The 14,257-nt window shown below is 61.8% G+C and carries 21 protein-coding genes; 11 read left to right on the top strand and 10 right to left on the bottom strand.

The genetic code is table 11. The features are described from left to right. Positions 1–4 precede the first annotated feature (4 nt). Genes NTZ26_02070 through NTZ26_02040 form a run of 7 tightly spaced genes read right to left on the bottom strand, consistent with a single transcriptional unit; the run spans position 5 to position 5,129 of the window. Positions 5–1,312, bottom strand: a complete 1,308-nt coding sequence (locus NTZ26_02070; GenBank protein MCX6559279.1) for an SPASM domain-containing protein — start codon at positions 1,310–1,312, stop codon at positions 5–7. Positions 1,313–1,360: 48 nt separating this feature from the next. Next, positions 1,361–2,179, bottom strand: a complete 819-nt coding sequence (locus tag NTZ26_02065; protein MCX6559278.1) for a class I SAM-dependent methyltransferase — start codon at positions 2,177–2,179, stop codon at positions 1,361–1,363. After that, positions 2,176–3,246, bottom strand: a complete 1,071-nt coding sequence (gene arsB, locus NTZ26_02060; protein ID MCX6559277.1) for an ACR3 family arsenite efflux transporter — start codon at positions 3,244–3,246, stop codon at positions 2,176–2,178. The genes NTZ26_02065 and arsB overlap by 4 nt, the downstream gene beginning before the upstream one ends. Positions 3,247–3,283: 37 nt before the next feature. Then, positions 3,284–3,973 (bottom strand): sulfite exporter TauE/SafE family protein, encoded by a 690-nt coding sequence (locus tag NTZ26_02055; protein ID MCX6559276.1) that lies wholly within the window; start codon positions 3,971–3,973, stop codon positions 3,284–3,286. Between the two features lie 15 nt (positions 3,974–3,988). Continuing rightward, on the bottom strand, positions 3,989–4,477 hold the full coding sequence (locus NTZ26_02050; protein ID MCX6559275.1) for a thioredoxin family protein: 489 nt from the start codon (positions 4,475–4,477) through the stop codon (positions 3,989–3,991). Then, complete coding sequence (locus NTZ26_02045; protein MCX6559274.1) at positions 4,477–4,719, bottom strand: thioredoxin family protein; 243 nt, start codon at positions 4,717–4,719, stop codon at positions 4,477–4,479. The genes NTZ26_02050 and NTZ26_02045 overlap by 1 nt, the downstream gene beginning before the upstream one ends. Positions 4,720–4,733: 14 nt before the next feature. After that, positions 4,734–5,129 carry a metalloregulator ArsR/SmtB family transcription factor gene (locus tag NTZ26_02040; GenBank protein MCX6559273.1) on the bottom strand — a complete coding sequence of 132 codons (396 nt, stop codon included), beginning with the start codon at positions 5,127–5,129 and terminating at the stop codon, positions 4,734–4,736. 65 nt (positions 5,130–5,194) lie between these two features. Between NTZ26_02040 and NTZ26_02035 the strand changes: the two genes are divergently transcribed. From NTZ26_02035 to NTZ26_01985, 11 genes are all read left to right on the top strand, one after another. Further along, positions 5,195–6,220, top strand: coding sequence for a permease (locus NTZ26_02035; protein MCX6559272.1), 1,026 nt, complete (start codon positions 5,195–5,197; stop codon positions 6,218–6,220). Positions 6,221–6,271: 51 nt separating this feature from the next. Next, positions 6,272–7,477: a YeeE/YedE family protein gene (locus NTZ26_02030; GenBank protein MCX6559271.1), complete on the top strand. Its 1,206-nt coding sequence runs from the start codon at positions 6,272–6,274 to the stop codon at positions 7,475–7,477. Then, complete coding sequence (locus NTZ26_02025; protein MCX6559270.1) at positions 7,474–7,806, top strand: hypothetical protein; 333 nt, start codon at positions 7,474–7,476, stop codon at positions 7,804–7,806. Before NTZ26_02030 ends, NTZ26_02025 begins: the two co-directional genes overlap by 4 nt. Beyond that, a complete protein-coding gene (locus tag NTZ26_02020) occupies positions 7,803–8,273 on the top strand; it encodes a permease (GenBank protein MCX6559269.1) in 471 nt (156 codons plus the stop codon). Before NTZ26_02025 ends, NTZ26_02020 begins: the two co-directional genes overlap by 4 nt. After that, complete coding sequence (locus NTZ26_02015) at positions 8,270–8,884, top strand: permease (protein ID MCX6559268.1); 615 nt, start codon at positions 8,270–8,272, stop codon at positions 8,882–8,884. The genes NTZ26_02020 and NTZ26_02015 overlap by 4 nt, the downstream gene beginning before the upstream one ends. Next, entirely contained in the window at positions 8,881–9,318 is a 438-nt protein-coding gene (locus NTZ26_02010; protein ID MCX6559267.1) for an arsenate reductase ArsC, read from the top strand. The genes NTZ26_02015 and NTZ26_02010 overlap by 4 nt, the downstream gene beginning before the upstream one ends. A gap of 14 nt (positions 9,319–9,332) precedes the next feature. Continuing rightward, the gene (locus tag NTZ26_02005) at positions 9,333–9,602 is read left to right on the top strand and encodes a 4Fe-4S binding protein (GenBank protein ID MCX6559266.1); all 270 of its coding nucleotides are present in this window, start codon (positions 9,333–9,335) and stop codon (positions 9,600–9,602) included. 226 nt (positions 9,603–9,828) lie between these two features. Next, on the top strand, positions 9,829–10,416 hold the full coding sequence (locus tag NTZ26_02000; GenBank protein MCX6559265.1) for a sigma-70 family RNA polymerase sigma factor: 588 nt from the start codon (positions 9,829–9,831) through the stop codon (positions 10,414–10,416). A gap of 33 nt (positions 10,417–10,449) precedes the next feature. Then, on the top strand, positions 10,450–10,947 hold the full coding sequence (locus NTZ26_01995; GenBank protein MCX6559264.1) for a hypothetical protein: 498 nt from the start codon (positions 10,450–10,452) through the stop codon (positions 10,945–10,947). Beyond that, positions 10,944–11,456 (top strand): periplasmic heavy metal sensor, encoded by a 513-nt coding sequence (locus tag NTZ26_01990; GenBank protein ID MCX6559263.1) that lies wholly within the window; start codon positions 10,944–10,946, stop codon positions 11,454–11,456. Before NTZ26_01995 ends, NTZ26_01990 begins: the two co-directional genes overlap by 4 nt. 23 nt (positions 11,457–11,479) lie before the next feature. After that, positions 11,480–12,034, top strand: coding sequence for a hypothetical protein (locus NTZ26_01985; GenBank protein ID MCX6559262.1), 555 nt, complete (start codon positions 11,480–11,482; stop codon positions 12,032–12,034). A gap of 60 nt (positions 12,035–12,094) precedes the next feature. On the opposite strand, the gene NTZ26_01980 is transcribed toward NTZ26_01985, so the two are convergent. From NTZ26_01980 to NTZ26_01970, 3 genes are all read right to left on the bottom strand, one after another. After that, positions 12,095–12,682, bottom strand: coding sequence for a hypothetical protein (locus NTZ26_01980; GenBank protein MCX6559261.1), 588 nt, complete (start codon positions 12,680–12,682; stop codon positions 12,095–12,097). A 44-nt stretch (positions 12,683–12,726) separates the two neighbouring features. Further along, positions 12,727–13,620 carry a helical backbone metal receptor gene (locus NTZ26_01975; protein ID MCX6559260.1) on the bottom strand — a complete coding sequence of 298 codons (894 nt, stop codon included), beginning with the start codon at positions 13,618–13,620 and terminating at the stop codon, positions 12,727–12,729. 315 nt (positions 13,621–13,935) lie between these two features. Then, on the bottom strand, positions 13,936–14,257 hold a 322-nt coding region (locus NTZ26_01970; protein MCX6559259.1), incomplete at its 5' end, for a hypothetical protein.

Genomic DNA, 14,257 nt, shown 5'->3' with positions numbered 1-14,257 from the left:
TGCTCTAGGGGCACTGAATGATGCCTTGTGCCCAGAGGCAGCCGCCGCAGGTGGGAAAGACGTTCCCCAAGCAGTCCTCCTCGTTGTTTTCGAGCATATTGCACCCCCCGCAGATATGGCAGGGCGCGAAGTCAAATTCGCGAACCCTCTCCCGGAAGCTTTGATAAGATGAAGATCTCCAGACGGAGCTCAGAGTATTACGGTCGATATTCCCAAAACCATGGGGTTTGACATTCCTTTCGTATCCGTAAAGAAACGTCTTGTATCCGTGCAGCAGGCCCATGCAGGGCGCCACGGCGCCGTCCCAGCGGATGAACGAAGTCCGGTCTTCGACGAAGCGGCAGTAGTTCGTCTCGGCGAAGATCGGGTTGCCCATCAGATTTAAGTTTTCGTACCCGCGTAGAAGGCGCAGGATCGTCTCGCGTGTAGCGGGCGTGATGTCCAGGCGCGGCAGGCGGACTTCCGTCTTGGCCGCGGCGGCGGCGAACGACTCCGTGGTCAGGGTCAGGGCGCAGAGCATCTCCTTTTCCATCTCGGCCGAGTAAGGGAGGATGTTGCTGACCAGCACCCTGTCCGCGCCGACCCTGCGCGCCAGCTCGTCCAGGGCCTCGAGATCGGCCACGTTGCGGCGCATGACGACGAAGGACAGCCCGACCTTAATCGGGTGCTCGCTCTTGATGTTCCCCGCTTGCAGCGCTTGCAGAGCGGCGACGACCGGCCCGAACTTCGCTCCTCTCCGGATATCCTCAAATCCAGCCTCGCCCGCCGAGTCGAAAGAGGCCCAGAGCATATCCAGGCCCGCCCGACGCAGACCGTCGATCATCGGGCCGTCGAGTAAAGTGCCGTTGGTGGTAATCTCCGCCCGTAGGCCGCGGCTCTTGACGGCCCGGATCATGCGCAGGATGTCCGGGTGAGCGGTCGGCTCGCCGAAGCCCGCGAACATGACCGATTCCAGGTGGGGCAAATCGGCAAGCTGCGCCGTGAGGCGCTGGAAGAGCGGCCAGGGCATGTCGCCCAGCGGCTCCCTCCAGGTATTCCGGATGCAGGTGCGGCAGGCCAGGTTGCAGCGGGACGTCGGCTCGACATAGAGACGGGAAAGGCTATGGATGTTGGGCCGGATTTCGAGTCGGCCGTCTCGCTCTCGAACTTCCAGGCGGGCGCCGAGCGAGGTGCCGAGCTTCTTGACCAAGTCGGCCGGTAGGACGATCCGGCCGCCGCCGGCTCTCAAGAAACGGCGGGGCGTGGGATGATCCGCGCCGGCCGCGGCCGGCCGGGGCGCGGGCTCCTCTCGATTACGTCCGCCCTCACCCATAGATCCTCCCGATTGGGACCGGCGTCGCCGGATTCGTCGGGAGCGCTTTCAAAGTCCCTCCGTATCCTTCCGAACGGCGTCAGTGGAAGCGGCAATTTTGTCGCCCCGGCCGGAATCGATCGATTTCGTCGGCTTGCGAAACTCCACCCATAGACCGCAAAGACAGCTTTCATCGGTCGCCAGCCGGAAGAGGTTGATGCCCGCGGCCCGAAGGATTTTGCCCATCTCCTCGAACCCGACTTCCAGCTCGGGCGGGGGGCCGATATTCTCCTTGGCCATGACGTCACGGATGTGCTCGCGATCCGCCGGGGGAAGCATGTTTCCCAGCCCGCCCCCGATGTAGGCGAGGCCGCCCGGTTTAAGCACGCGTCGAATTTCAGCGAAGGCTTTGACCTTGTCCTTCCAGAACATATAGGACCCGCGGCTGACGACTATGTCCGCGTAATCGTCGGGGAAGGGCATTTTTGCGACATCCGCTTCGAGGGCTTCGACCTTGGCGGAAACACCGGCCCGGCGGATGTTTTTGCGGGCCAGCTTGACGGCCGCGGGATCGATATCGACCGCGGTCACTTTTAGATCCGAAGATTTGGCGATCTCGATGGCCCAGGACGCGGAGCCCGACCCTGCTTCGATACAGACGCCGCTTTTGATTTGATAATCACGCTGGATTTGCTGGGCGAGATGAACGTAGATGGGCTTAAAGAGCGTCTGGGAGATGCGATCCATCTCCTCAGCCGTATACTTCATGCCGTTGGACGCGGGGGGAGCCTTGTCGGCTTGGCAGGACGACATGGCGCCGCACAAAGCGAGGAAAACGAGAGTGATTCCGATCCGATGACTTGGGAGCGCGGACCGAAGGGAGATCATGCCGGCGTCCTTTCTGTCCCGGCCCGGGCGGCGAAATAGCGTTTCCGAAGTCGCAAGGCCACGTTGACCAGCCCGATCATCACCGGCACCTCGATGAGCGGGCCGATGACGGCGGCGAAGGCCTCGCCCGAGTTGATGCCGAAGACGGCCACGGCCACGGCGATGGCCAGCTCGAAGTTGTTGCTGGCCGCGGTAAAGGACAGGGTCGCCGTGACCGGATACCCGGCTCCGATCTTCCGGCTCATAAAGAACGAGACCATGAACATGATGACGAAGTAGAGGACGAGCGGCACGGCGATCCGCAGGACGTCGAGCGGAATCTTGACGATGAACTCGCCCTTGAGCGAGAACATGACCACGATGGTGAACAGCAGGGCGATCAGGGTGATGGGGCTGATGCGGGGGATGAACTTGGTTTCGTACCAGACTTTGCCCTTGAGCTTGAGCATCGTGAACCGGGTAATGATACCGGCCAGGAAGGGAATGCCCAGGTATATGAAAACGCTTTTGGCGATCGCACCGATGGTGATGGCTACGGCCGTGCCTTTCAATCCGAACCAGCCCGGCAGGACCGTGATGAAGACGTAGGCGTAGACCGAGAAGAACAGGACCTGGAAGATCGAGTTGAAGGCGACCAGGCCGGCCGCGTATTCCGTGTCGCCGTGGGCCAATTCGTTCCAGACGATGACCATGGCGATGCATCGGGCCAGGCCGATCATGATCAGCCCGTACATGTAATGGGGGTAGCCGCGCAGGAAGATCACGGCCAGGGCGAACATGAGGATTGGGCCGATGACCCAGTTCTGGACAAGCGACAGGGCCAGAACTTTGCCGTTGCGGAAAACGTCGCCGAGCTCTTCGTACTTCACTTTGGCCAAGGGCGGATACATCATCAGGATCAGGCCTATGGCGATAGGGATGTTGGTCGTCCCCGATTGGAATTTGTTGATGAACCCGACGACGGCCGGGACGAAATAGCCCAGGGCGACGCCGGCGGCCATGGCCGCGAATATCCAAAGAGTCAAGTAGCGGTCCAGCAGCTTGAGTCGTGCGTTTCCGGGAGTCATCACGAGCCTCCTTGCAAATCTATTTCTCTGATATCCGTCATCTGCCGAAGAGGAAGTATAGCCCCATGCCGATGATCAAAATGCCGGCGATCTTCTGGATGATGCCGTGCGCTTTCCGCAGCCCTTTCGATTCCAAGAGAGCTTTGGCCGCGCCGACCGACGTCCCGGCGACGAGGATGAGGGCCGAATGGCCCAGGGCATAGACGAAAAGTAGAAAGCCACCGTAGGCGACGTTGCCTTTCTCGGCCACGAAGGTCAATAAGACGGCCAGAATGGGAACGGCGCAAGGGGTCGAAACGACGCCGAACAGCAGGCCCAACAGGAAGGCGCCCAGAAAGCCTCGCTTTTGAACCCGGACGCCGGTCGAAAAGCCGAGTTTCCATTTGAAAAGGCCCAGCAAATGAAGCCCCATGACCAGGCAGACTCCGGCGACAACGTACTTCCAGAAGGCGCCGATGTCCCCGAACATGCGGCCCAGAAGAGCCGAGATGAGACCCAAGGCCGTGAATGTCGCCGCCAGGCCCAGAACAAAGAATAGGGAAAAAAGAAGCGAACGCTTCACGGTCGTCGTTTCGCGGTTGCCCGCCACGACGCCCATCAGAAGCGGGATCATGGCCAGGACGCAGGGATTCAGCGCCGTCGTCACCCCGCCGACGAAAACGGCGACGACCGCCAGCCAGGGGTTGTTCTGGAGCAGCAGGGCGACGTCGCCGAAGAGGGTGCTCATGTTATTGAGGACTCCTCAATGAACCCCTTGCTTCTTCAGGAACGCGACCAGCTCCGGCTTGGGGAAAAGCCCTGTGTGCCGAAAAAGCTCCTTTCCATTCTTATCCATAAAGACCTGGGTCGGGATGAGCTGGATGCCGTATTTGCGGCCCGGCTCGGGGTTCTTCCAGACGTCGTAGAAGACGACCTGAACTTGGCCCTTATACTCCGCGGCGATTTCCTTCATGATCGGCTGCATGGCCTTGCAGGGGATGCATTTGTCGGCGCCCAGCTCGATGAACGTGACCAGGTGTTTCGAAAAATCGATATGAAGATTATCGGTGACGAGGACGGTCCCCTCGGCCGCCGATTGGGCCGTGGCGACGGGAGGCGTAGACACCGGGGCCGTCGAGGGAGGAGGGGCCGGCTCGCCGGAGGATTTCGAGGGTGCGCAAGCGGGGCCGGACAAAAGGACGGCAAGGGCGGCGGTCGCGGCCAGAAGCGAAGTCGACGTCTTTCTGTTCATTAGCCTTTCTTCTCCTGAATCCATGTTTTGATTTCTTCGACCGAGGGCAGCCGGCCCGCCGATTTCACCGCGCCGTCGATGACCAGCCCGGGGGTGGCCATGATGTGGTAGGTCATGATCTTCTGGATATCCTCGATCTTCTCGATCTCGGCCGCGATGCCGGCCTCGGCCACTGCCGTGCGTACCCGCTTCTCGAGATCGTGGCAGCGGGCGCAGCCCGGGCCCAATACTTTGATGTCCATGTTCATGCTCCTGTTCAGATTGAGATGCCGGCCGTCGCCGCTTTGCCTATGCCGTCGCCGGTCTTTTTCTTGCGGAAATCTTTTTCAAGGCAAGCCTTCAGCTTCTTCCGATCCTTGAGGTCGTCTTCGATATCCTTGGCCGTCGCTCTCGGGAAGAGCGCGAAAAGCCGGGTAATGGTGGCCTGCATCCCGGGGGCGATACGGTAAATGATCCACTGTCCGTCCCGCATGTCTTCGACGAGTCCGGCCGCCCGGAGGATCCGGAGCTGGTGGGAGAGGCGCGATTGGGCCAGGCCCAGGACGAACATGATCTCGCAGACGCACAGATCCTGCTCCATGAGGAGCCGTATGATCCGCAAACGGGTCCGCTCGGAAAGGGCTTTCAGGACGGGCAGCATGTCGTTCGCCATTCTTGACCTCTCGTGGCATATTAGTATATGATAATTTCTTCATATAATCAAGAAGGCTCTTCACCATGCGAATACAGTCTCCTCTTCGACTCCTTATCCCCATCCTCTCGGTCGGCGCCTGGGCCGCCCTCTACGCCAACTTGGGCCGGATCTCCGACGCTCTGACGTTCGGCCTTTTCGGACTGACGCCCGGCGGCCATTTGGCCGAGACGGTCCGCTTCTTTCTGTTCGATGTCCCCAAGGTCATGCTGCTTCTGGTCCTGATCGTCTTCGTGGTCGGAATCATCCGGACTTTTTTCGCTCCGGAAAAAACGCGCCGTTTGCTCGAAGGGCGGTCGCTTCTTCTAGGCAACGTCATGGCTGCGGCCCTCGGCATCGTCACCCCGTTCTGTTCCTGTTCGGCGGTGCCGCTGTTCCTCGGCTTTGTCGAGGCCGGCATCCCGCTCGGCGTCACCTTTTCCTTCCTCATCGCCGCCCCGATGATCAACGAAGTCGCGGTCGTGCTTCTGTTCGGCCTGTTCGGCTGGAAAACAGCCGCGCTGTATATGGCCACCGGCCTCGCGATCGCGATCACGGCCGGCTGGATCATCGGCCGCCTCCGGCTGGAGCGCTGGGTCGAACCCTGGGTCTATGAAATGAAAGGCGGCCCGTCCGCCTTGGAAGAGGGTCGGGTTTCTTTTGCCGCGCGCGTCGCCGCCGGGCGAGCCGCGGTCAAGGAGATCGTCGGCAAAGTCTGGCCTTATGTCGTCGCCGGGATCGCCGTCGGCGCCTTCGTCCACGGCTATGTGCCGCAAAACTTCATGGCCTCGATCATGGGCAAGTCGGCCTGGTGGTCGGTGCCGGTTTCGGTCCTGATCGGCGTGCCCCTTTATTCCAATGCCGCCGGGATCATCCCCATCGTCCAGGCCCTGCTGGAAAAGGGCGCTTCGCTCGGCACGGCCCTGGCCTTCATGATGTCGGTCATCGGGCTGTCGTTCCCGGAGGCCGTCATCCTGCGCAAAGTCCTGCGGCCCAAGCTGCTGGCCGTCTTCTTCGGCGTCGTGGCCGTCGGGATCATGATCGTCGGGTTCATATTCAACATGGTTTTTTAAAGCGACCGCGCGAGCGGGCGGTACGGACAATTCGATGACGGGAGGTCTCCAATGGTTTCATCCGGGAAAAATGACGACGGCCGTCCGCGTTGGCTCCTCTTCTGGCTGAACATTCTGGCCGCGTTGGCCTTCCTTCTGGCCGCAGCCTTAACCCGGCATTGGGTTTGGACCGCCGTTCCGATCGGCCAATTGTTCGGCTTCTTCCTGGCCAAGGGAGATCTCTGCGGGGCATCGGCCTTCAGCGAGATCCTGCTTATGCGCGACGGCCGGAAAGCATTCGGCATATGGACGGCGATCGTCACGGCCATGATCTTCTTCGCCGTGATGCAGGCCGCCGGCCTGGCGACCCTGGCGCCCAAGCCTCTGCTGTGGGCGAATGCCATCCTGGGGGGGCTTATATTCGGCGCCGGGACGGTGCTGGCCGGGGGATGCATCAGCGGATGCCTTTATAAGGCGGCGGGCGGCAACCTGAATTCGATCGTCGCGCTTCTCACAATCCCCTCCGGGATCGCTTTCGTCGAACACGGCCCTCTCGCCAAGCTCAACGGCACTCTCAAGTCGATCAAATCGGTTGCTTCGAACGGCGGACCCGTGACGCTGCCGTCGTTGACCGGGCTGCCTTTCTGGGCCTGGGCCTTAATACTCTTCGTCGTGACTCTGCTGATCGCCGGGCTGCTTCGCCGCCGCGCCGCGTCCCCTACGGCCAGCCGCCCTGATGCGGGCATAAAAAGCTCTTGGCTGACGAAGCCGTGGCGGCCTTGGCAGGCGGGCTTGGCCGTCGGCGTCGTGGTGGCTTTCTCCCTGATTTCTTCGGCGGCTTCGGGCCGCAATTATCCGATCGGCGTTACCCACGGCGTCCTCAATATCCAGGAGCTCATCACCGACAACCATCTTGCCCATGTCTTCGGCCCGCCGGCCTCGACCGTCGCGTCATCGGCAGCCGCGGCCTCGGCGAGGGCCGCGGCCTCCCTGACGGGTCGCATCCGGCTGGCTCCGAAGCCTCCCGGACAGGTCGTAACGGCGGCCGCGGGCGGCTTTCTGGTCGGTGCGGGGGCTTCCCTGGCCACCGGATGCGTAGTCGGCAACATCCTCTCGGGCTGGGCCCTGATGAGCGCCGGGATGTTCCTCTTCGGCCTCGCCGTTGTTCTGGCGAATTGGGCGGTGACGTATTTCTACCTCATGAACGGCACCCTGGGGGAATTGCCGGGGACGCTTCGCTTGATCTTCAAGCGGCATCGTTCGGGCGGACCGTCGTGAAGACGCTTCGCCTGGATGCCCCATTCGCGCCCGGCCCCGCCGGTCCGGGAGTCGAAATCCTCCTGGATGAGGGCCGGACCAAAGTTCGTCGCATCGATCTGGCCGCGGGTGGTTCGATTCCTCCCTGCCGAATGCAGGAGGATGTCGTCTTCATCGTCCTGTCGGGCCGGGTAACTTTCGCCGACGAAAAAAGCGCTTCGGCTATCGAAGCCCCCGGCGCCGTTTATATACCAGGCCGCGGAGCCGTCCGAAGCATGACGGCCGAATCCCCGGCCCGTGTGCTGGCCGTTCTTTGCCGGGAAAATAATGCGACGGAGCCGGCGGGATGAAGGGATTGCTCTTGTTCACCGCGGGAGCGCTCCTGCTGTCGCTGGCGATCGACCGCCGCCGGACTTGGGCGGGCATCCGTTTCGGCGTTCGGATGCTGATCAAGCTTGTTCCGACGCTCGTCACCATGGTCGCCGCCGTGGGATTGATCCTGTCGGCCTTAAATCCGGGGGCTCTCGAATCCCTTTTCGGAGGACAGGGGCCGCTTCCATTCCTCGCCGGATTGGTGGTCGGGTCGATCGCGCTTATCCCCGGATTTATCGCCTTCCCCATGGCCGGAATCCTTCGGATGCACGGCGTTTCCACGGCCGTCTTGGCCGCATTCGTCACCAGCCTTCTCATGGTGGGCGTCGTCACGCTTCCCATGGAGGTCCGGTTCTTCGGCCGGAAGGCCGCGCTCTGGCGCAATCTCCTGTCCTTCATGGCCGCGGCGGCCGTGGCCCTGGGTATGGCCGTGGTGCTGAAATGACGGCGCGAAAGATCGGCCGAAGAATAAAGGCGATACTGCCTTGGGCGGCCGCCGGCACGGTGGCTCTCCTGTGGATCGCATCGCGGCTCCGGCCGGACTTTTCCTTCGGCGAACGGGTCGGGCGCTCCAGCCTGGGCTTTCTTGCCGAAATAGCCGGCATCCTCCCGGCCATGTTCATTCTGGTCGGGCTTTTTGAAGTCTGGGTGCCTCGCGCCTCCATCGAACGTTTTCTCGGCCGGGAGGCCGGCTGGAAGGCCGTTCCTTGGCTGGTCGTCTTGGCCGCGCTGCAAGCCGGCCCGCTATACGGCGCGTTTCCCGTCGCTGTCGGTCTGGCCCGCAAAGGATGTTCGACCCGAAACGTCTTCATCTACTTGGGGGCGTTCTCGACCCTGAAAATCCCGTTGCTGACATTCGAGGTGGGATTCCTGGGCTGGCCCTTCTCCTTGGCGCGCGTCCTGATTTCGCTGCCTGCGTTCATCCTCGTCGGCATCCTCATGGATCGCCTCGTTCCGGGATGGGCGCCGCCGGATCTCCAGGCAGGAAGCGCCCCTCGAGGGCTTGAAAAAGCGCGGCTTATCAATCAGACTCGGGAACGCGAGGAAAAGCAATGAACCGAAAAAGAGTCCTTTTCGTTTGCACCGCCAACAGCGCCCGGTCGCAGTTGGCCGAAGCCCTCGTTAATCACGACCTGGGGGATCGATTCGAGGTCTTCTCCGCCGGAACGGCCCCCACAGCGCCCCGTCCGGAGGCGCTCGCCGTCCTGGCCGAGCTGGGCATCAATCACTCGCGGGCCCGGAGCAAATCGATCGACGAGTTTGCCGATCAGGCTTTCGACTTTGTCATCACCCTCTGCGACGGAGCCAACGAGACTTGCCCGCTGTTTTTCGGCGGCGTCCGCCGGGAGCATCTCGGATTCCCCGACCCGGCCCGGGCGGCCGGGACGCCCGAAGAGATTCTGGATGTCTTCCGCCGCGTCCGCGATGAAATTCGTCAAACCGTGGAAGGATATCTGCTTGGGGCGGACATTGAGGCTCCGAATTCATAACCGGGAAAATAATCATGAAAACGAAAAACGTTCCCCGCGAAAAAATCCCCTGGTTTCCCGCCGTTGACGCCGACAAATGCACGGGTTGCGACATATGCGCGGACTTCTGCCCGCACGGCGTTTACGAAAAAGGCGTCGATTCTCCCGTCGTCATTGTCCGGAACCCCTATGCCTGCGTGGTCGGCTGCAACAACTGCGAGAACCGCTGTCCCGAGAAGGCGATTTCGTTCCCCGATCTTGAGGTCATATCGGAAGTCATACGCAGGCTTCGCGAAGACGCCTAAACGGATTCGTGAGAACGACAAGTCTTAATGTGAAACGGGCTCCGATCCGGGGGGGGCGGATTTGTCGCGCAAGTTTTGGGCGGTCGCCGTGTCTAATAGTGAGGCGGTGTTTTGTCGCCTGATATCTTCGCGGCGCCAGACCCGGATTTTCTAATCTGGGTTATAAGCGCCGCTCAGTTTGAACAGGGTTCATCCAGAGGAGTGCCAAATCCAAGCCTTGGAATCGATGGACGCCGAGGGACTGCTGCGGCGGACCGCCGCCAAGGATCTCGAAGCGTTCAAAATTCTCGTCAACCGCTTTCAGAGCCAAGTCCTCGGCCTTTGCTCCCGCTTGCTGAGCCACCCTCAGAACGCCGAAGACGTCGCTCAGGACGTTTTCTTTCAGCTGTTTAAGTCGGCCGGGACATTCCGGGGCGACTGTCGCGTCTCCACCTGGCTCTATCGAATCGCCGTCAACCGCTGCCGTAACTTCAACCGCGACAACAAGAAAACCGGGCCCTTGGGCGCGTTCAGTCGGGGGCTCAAGGACGGGGATGTGAACGGGCCGGGCTTCCTGGCGCCCGTGGCCGATGATCCCGCATCCGCCTGGTCGGCCGGCGAGGCGCGAGGACTTATCCGGAAGGCGATTGCCTCTCTGCCCGAGAAACAAAAGACCATGCTCATCCTTCACAAGTTCGACGGCCGCTCCTATCAGGAGATCGCCGACATCATGGGGGTTTCCCTGGCCTCCGTGGAGTCCTGCCTTCACCGGGCCAAGCGCAATCTCCAAAAAAAGCTCGCTCCCATGTTTCCGGAACTCCGCCCGGGCCGCTAGTTTTGACCATATTCCGTGTCTAGAGGTATGAAGATGAAAAAAGAAAAGCCGATCCGGAACGGCGCTTGCGCCTTCATCCGAAGCCATCTGATCTCCGTCGTCGGAGGCGAAGCACCCGGGGCGGCGTTCTCCCGGATAAAAGATCATCTGGATGCCTGCCCGGAGTGCGCTTCGATCGTCCGACGGTTTTCGGAAGCTTGGAAGGACCCGGTCTGCCCCCCGGAGGCTTGGCCTTCCCCGGCGTTCCTGCCCGGGCTTATCGAGAGGATCGAGGCCGGAGAGGTATCCCGGCTGGGTCGGCCCGGCGTGTTCGCGATTGCCCGGCGAGTCCTCAGGCCGGCGGCCGTCGCGGCGATCTTCCTGGCGGGGATATTCGCCGGCCATGAGATGGGGCGGGGGAACAATACAAGCCCGCCTCCCGAAGCCTCTTATGCCGAGGGGCTCTTCGATAGCTTCCAAAGCATCCCTTCCGGTTCGGTTGCCGGCTTTTATGTCAACTTACAGAAGTCGACGAAAGAAGACCCCAAATGAAAAAGAAATTCGGCAAGCTGGCTCTCCTCCTGCTCGTTGTCATCAACGTCACGGCTTTGCTGACCTTTGCCTACAACCGCTGGGTTCGGGAGACCGTCGCACCGGCGCAAGCGAATCCCGTTCTGGCGGACGACCTCACGCGGCAGCTCTGCTTGAGCGGAAAGCAGGAGAAATGCGTTAAGGATTTCCGGCTGGCTTTTAATTCCGAGATCGGCGACATCCGGGCGCGGCTGCAGGAAAAGCGATCGGCGATGGTCGAAGAGCTGAAAAAGGAGCCGCCTGACCGGGCGGCGCTCGATAAGCTCATCGACGACATCAGCCGACTCCAGGCGGAGATCCAGAAGAAAGCGATCGTGAATATTCTCAAAGAGAAGGAAATCCTGACGGACGAGCAGAAAGCGACGTTCTTCCGGCTCTTCGAAGATCATCTCTGCCCTCGCGCGGGCGAGGCGAAGCGCAGCGGCGCGTCAGCCGGCCAAGCGGATTGTCCCAAGGAAACCGGTCGATAAACTCTTTCTAGGAGGAATGTGATATGAAACGGACAAGATTGACGGTGGCACTGATCGCGGGACTGGCACTCGTCCTGACGATCCCCTTGCTGGCTCAGACGGCCAAACAAGGGGCCTGCGAAAAAGGGTGCGCCCTGCCCAACTTGACGCCCGACCAAACGGCCAAGATCGCGAAGCTGAAAGTCGAACACGAGAAAGCCCAGATTCAGCTGCAGGCGGCCCTCAAGACCCGGCAGATCGAGCTTCGTCAACTGATGCTCGAAAAGGCCGACCAGAAGAAGCTCGACGCCAAGATCGACGAGATCGCCAAAGCGGGGGCGGACATCCAGAAAAGCTGCCTGGCCCACAAGATCGCGGTCGGTGGGCTGCTTACGGACGAGCAGAAGAAAGCCCAGGAACAGAAATGCGGCGGCATGAGCTGCGCCTCGGGCAAGGGCCACGGAGCCAAAATGGGCCATCAGGGCGGCTGCGGCGGCCAATGCGGCGGCCACATGAAGGCCAAGGCGGAGAAGGGCGGGGAAAAGAGCAAGGAATGCAGCGCCGAGGGATGCGGATCCAAAGCGGACTGCAAAAAGTAAAGAATTTCCGAGACAGGGGCGGGAGGATCCTCGGCGATTCTCCCGCCTTTGTCGTCCGGGCTACTTCCAGAGCACTTTGCGCAAGCCGGCCAGCCCGTGCTCCTTCTCGATGGCCTCGAGGAGAGCGGGATAATCTTCTTCGCGCTTTTCCTCCACCGCCGCTTCCCAGGCCTCGATGACCGGCGAAGCCTCGTAGACGAGCTCCTTCTTCAGCAGGTGCCGGATGCCGCGGAAAGACTGCCAGTGGGTGATGATCAGCAGGGCCAGGGCGTAGAAAGCGACGTTGGGGCCGGGCAGCAGAGCGGCCACTCCGGCGATAGGGACGAGGAGCAGCTCGCCGATGAGAATCAGCAGGCGCCGGCCCCGCTGGCGGTTCAGGAAGAACTTGAACTTGAGGTTCAGGTGCTTGGCGTCCGCGGCGCCGTGCAGGATGCGCACGGAAGGCTCGGTCATCCGCAGGGCTCTGTCGAAGGCCTGCTCTTGGCGCATGGTGCGCTGGGGCAGGAGCATCAGCTTGCGCTTGGCTAAATCCCAAGCAGCTCTAGCCTTGGTTGGCTTGACCGGCACGGCGGGCGGTTCGCTCGAGAACAGCCGGTGCTCGTGCCGGAAATCCTTGACGTAAAAGAGGTTGACCATCGGTGCGCTCATTGTAGCATGCCCATCCGTGAGTACGAAAACGAGGGGCGGCGGGTTCAGCGCCGGGTGGGCGGGGGAAAGGCCTCGGGGTGGAGCCGTCTGGCCAGAGCGGCCAGAGCGTCATAAAGCCGCGGGCCGAAGCGACTGGCGGCGTTCTGGTCGAGGTGGAGAAATCGCTTTTCCCTGACGGCGCGTAGGCGGTTCAATCCGGCCTGGCCTTCGAACCAGCGGACGGCAGCCCGGAATTGGTCTCCCGTCTGGGCCAGGACGACAATGGCATCCGGATCGTCCTTGATGAGGGCCTCCCGGCTATATTCAAGCCAGGCTTTGCCGAGCCCGGCCGTGACACTGACGGCTTTAGCCCGGCTCAGGAGGTCGTTGAAGTAGCTCTCGCGCCCGAATGTCCAGAGACCGGATCCCTGCAGGCTGAGAAAAACACGGGGGATCGTCCGGACCGAAGCCAGAGCCGTGGCGACAGCCCGCTCCTTAGCCGCCAAGCCGTCCCGGATGGCGTCCGCTTGGGCCGTGCGCCCTGTGACGGCACCGATCTTGGCCACCATCCCCGGCACGGCGTCGATCCCGCCGTGGATGTCCAGGGTAAAGACGGGCAGGCCCAGCTCGCGCAGCTTGGCCAGCGCGTTCAGGGGATTGCCGCGGAAGGCGACGATTAAATCCGGCGAAAGAGCCTTGATCCGCTCAATGTCGGGGTCGAGCATGCCGCCGATATGGCCTTTGGCCTGGGCCGCCTCGGGGTAGTCGCAGTAGCGGGTGACCGCGATGATGCGATCGCCCAGGCCGAGGGCGAACAGGACTTCGGTGATGTTGGGGGCCAGCGAGATGATACGGCTCGGCGGCGCCGGGAATGTGAAGACGGTGCCGATATCGTCGGTAACCTTGATGGCTTGGGCTTGCGCTACCGCCGTCGCTGCGAGGATAAGCGCGAAGAACAACAACGAACGTGAGGCTACTCGAATGGACCGAGAATGAACGGCCGGCGGGCGTTTCGATGGCTGGGAAGAGGACTGAATCGGAGACGGGGTTGGTCCCTGGAGTAAAGGCGTTGAGGAATACAGCGACCAGGGAAATAGCCGCTTATAAAGAACGAATTTTGTCGATAGGGGCGAGGGGTATGGGGAGCCAAACCCATCGACGAAGGAGCGGGCACGGTCTCCCGCCGTTTGGCGGGAGGAGCGACTGAGTCGGCGGAGCGAACGCCCTCGCTGGGGGCGTGAGCGTGTTTGGCTCCGCATACTCCGAGCCCCCTCCTACATGATCAATAGCGTCTTGGGATCCAGCTTCAGCTTCAGCACCCCCGGCGCGGGGTGATCGCCGTCTTTAACCACCCGCAGCTCGACGTGGTCGCCCACGGCGTGCAGGGTGATCAGGACGTCGATCGAGCCGGCGGCGTCCTTGAGCAGGCCGGGCATGCCTTCCTCGCCGTACATGGGGACGCCGTTTTCCTTGAGCGAGGCGCTGAACCAGACTTCCAAACCCAGCTTCTGCGCGAAGACCTTGAACTTGTCCAGGTCCTCTGTCGCCGGCTTGGTGAAGTCGTAGCCGTCGACAATGACGGCGTCAGCCGGGAAC

Source organism: Candidatus Aminicenantes bacterium, assembly GCA_026393855.1.
Taxonomy (GTDB): Bacteria; Acidobacteriota; Aminicenantia; order Aminicenantales; family UBA4085; genus UBA4085.
Note: the sequence above shows the minus strand (reverse complement) of the source record. Positions and strands in the feature narration are given on the sequence as shown.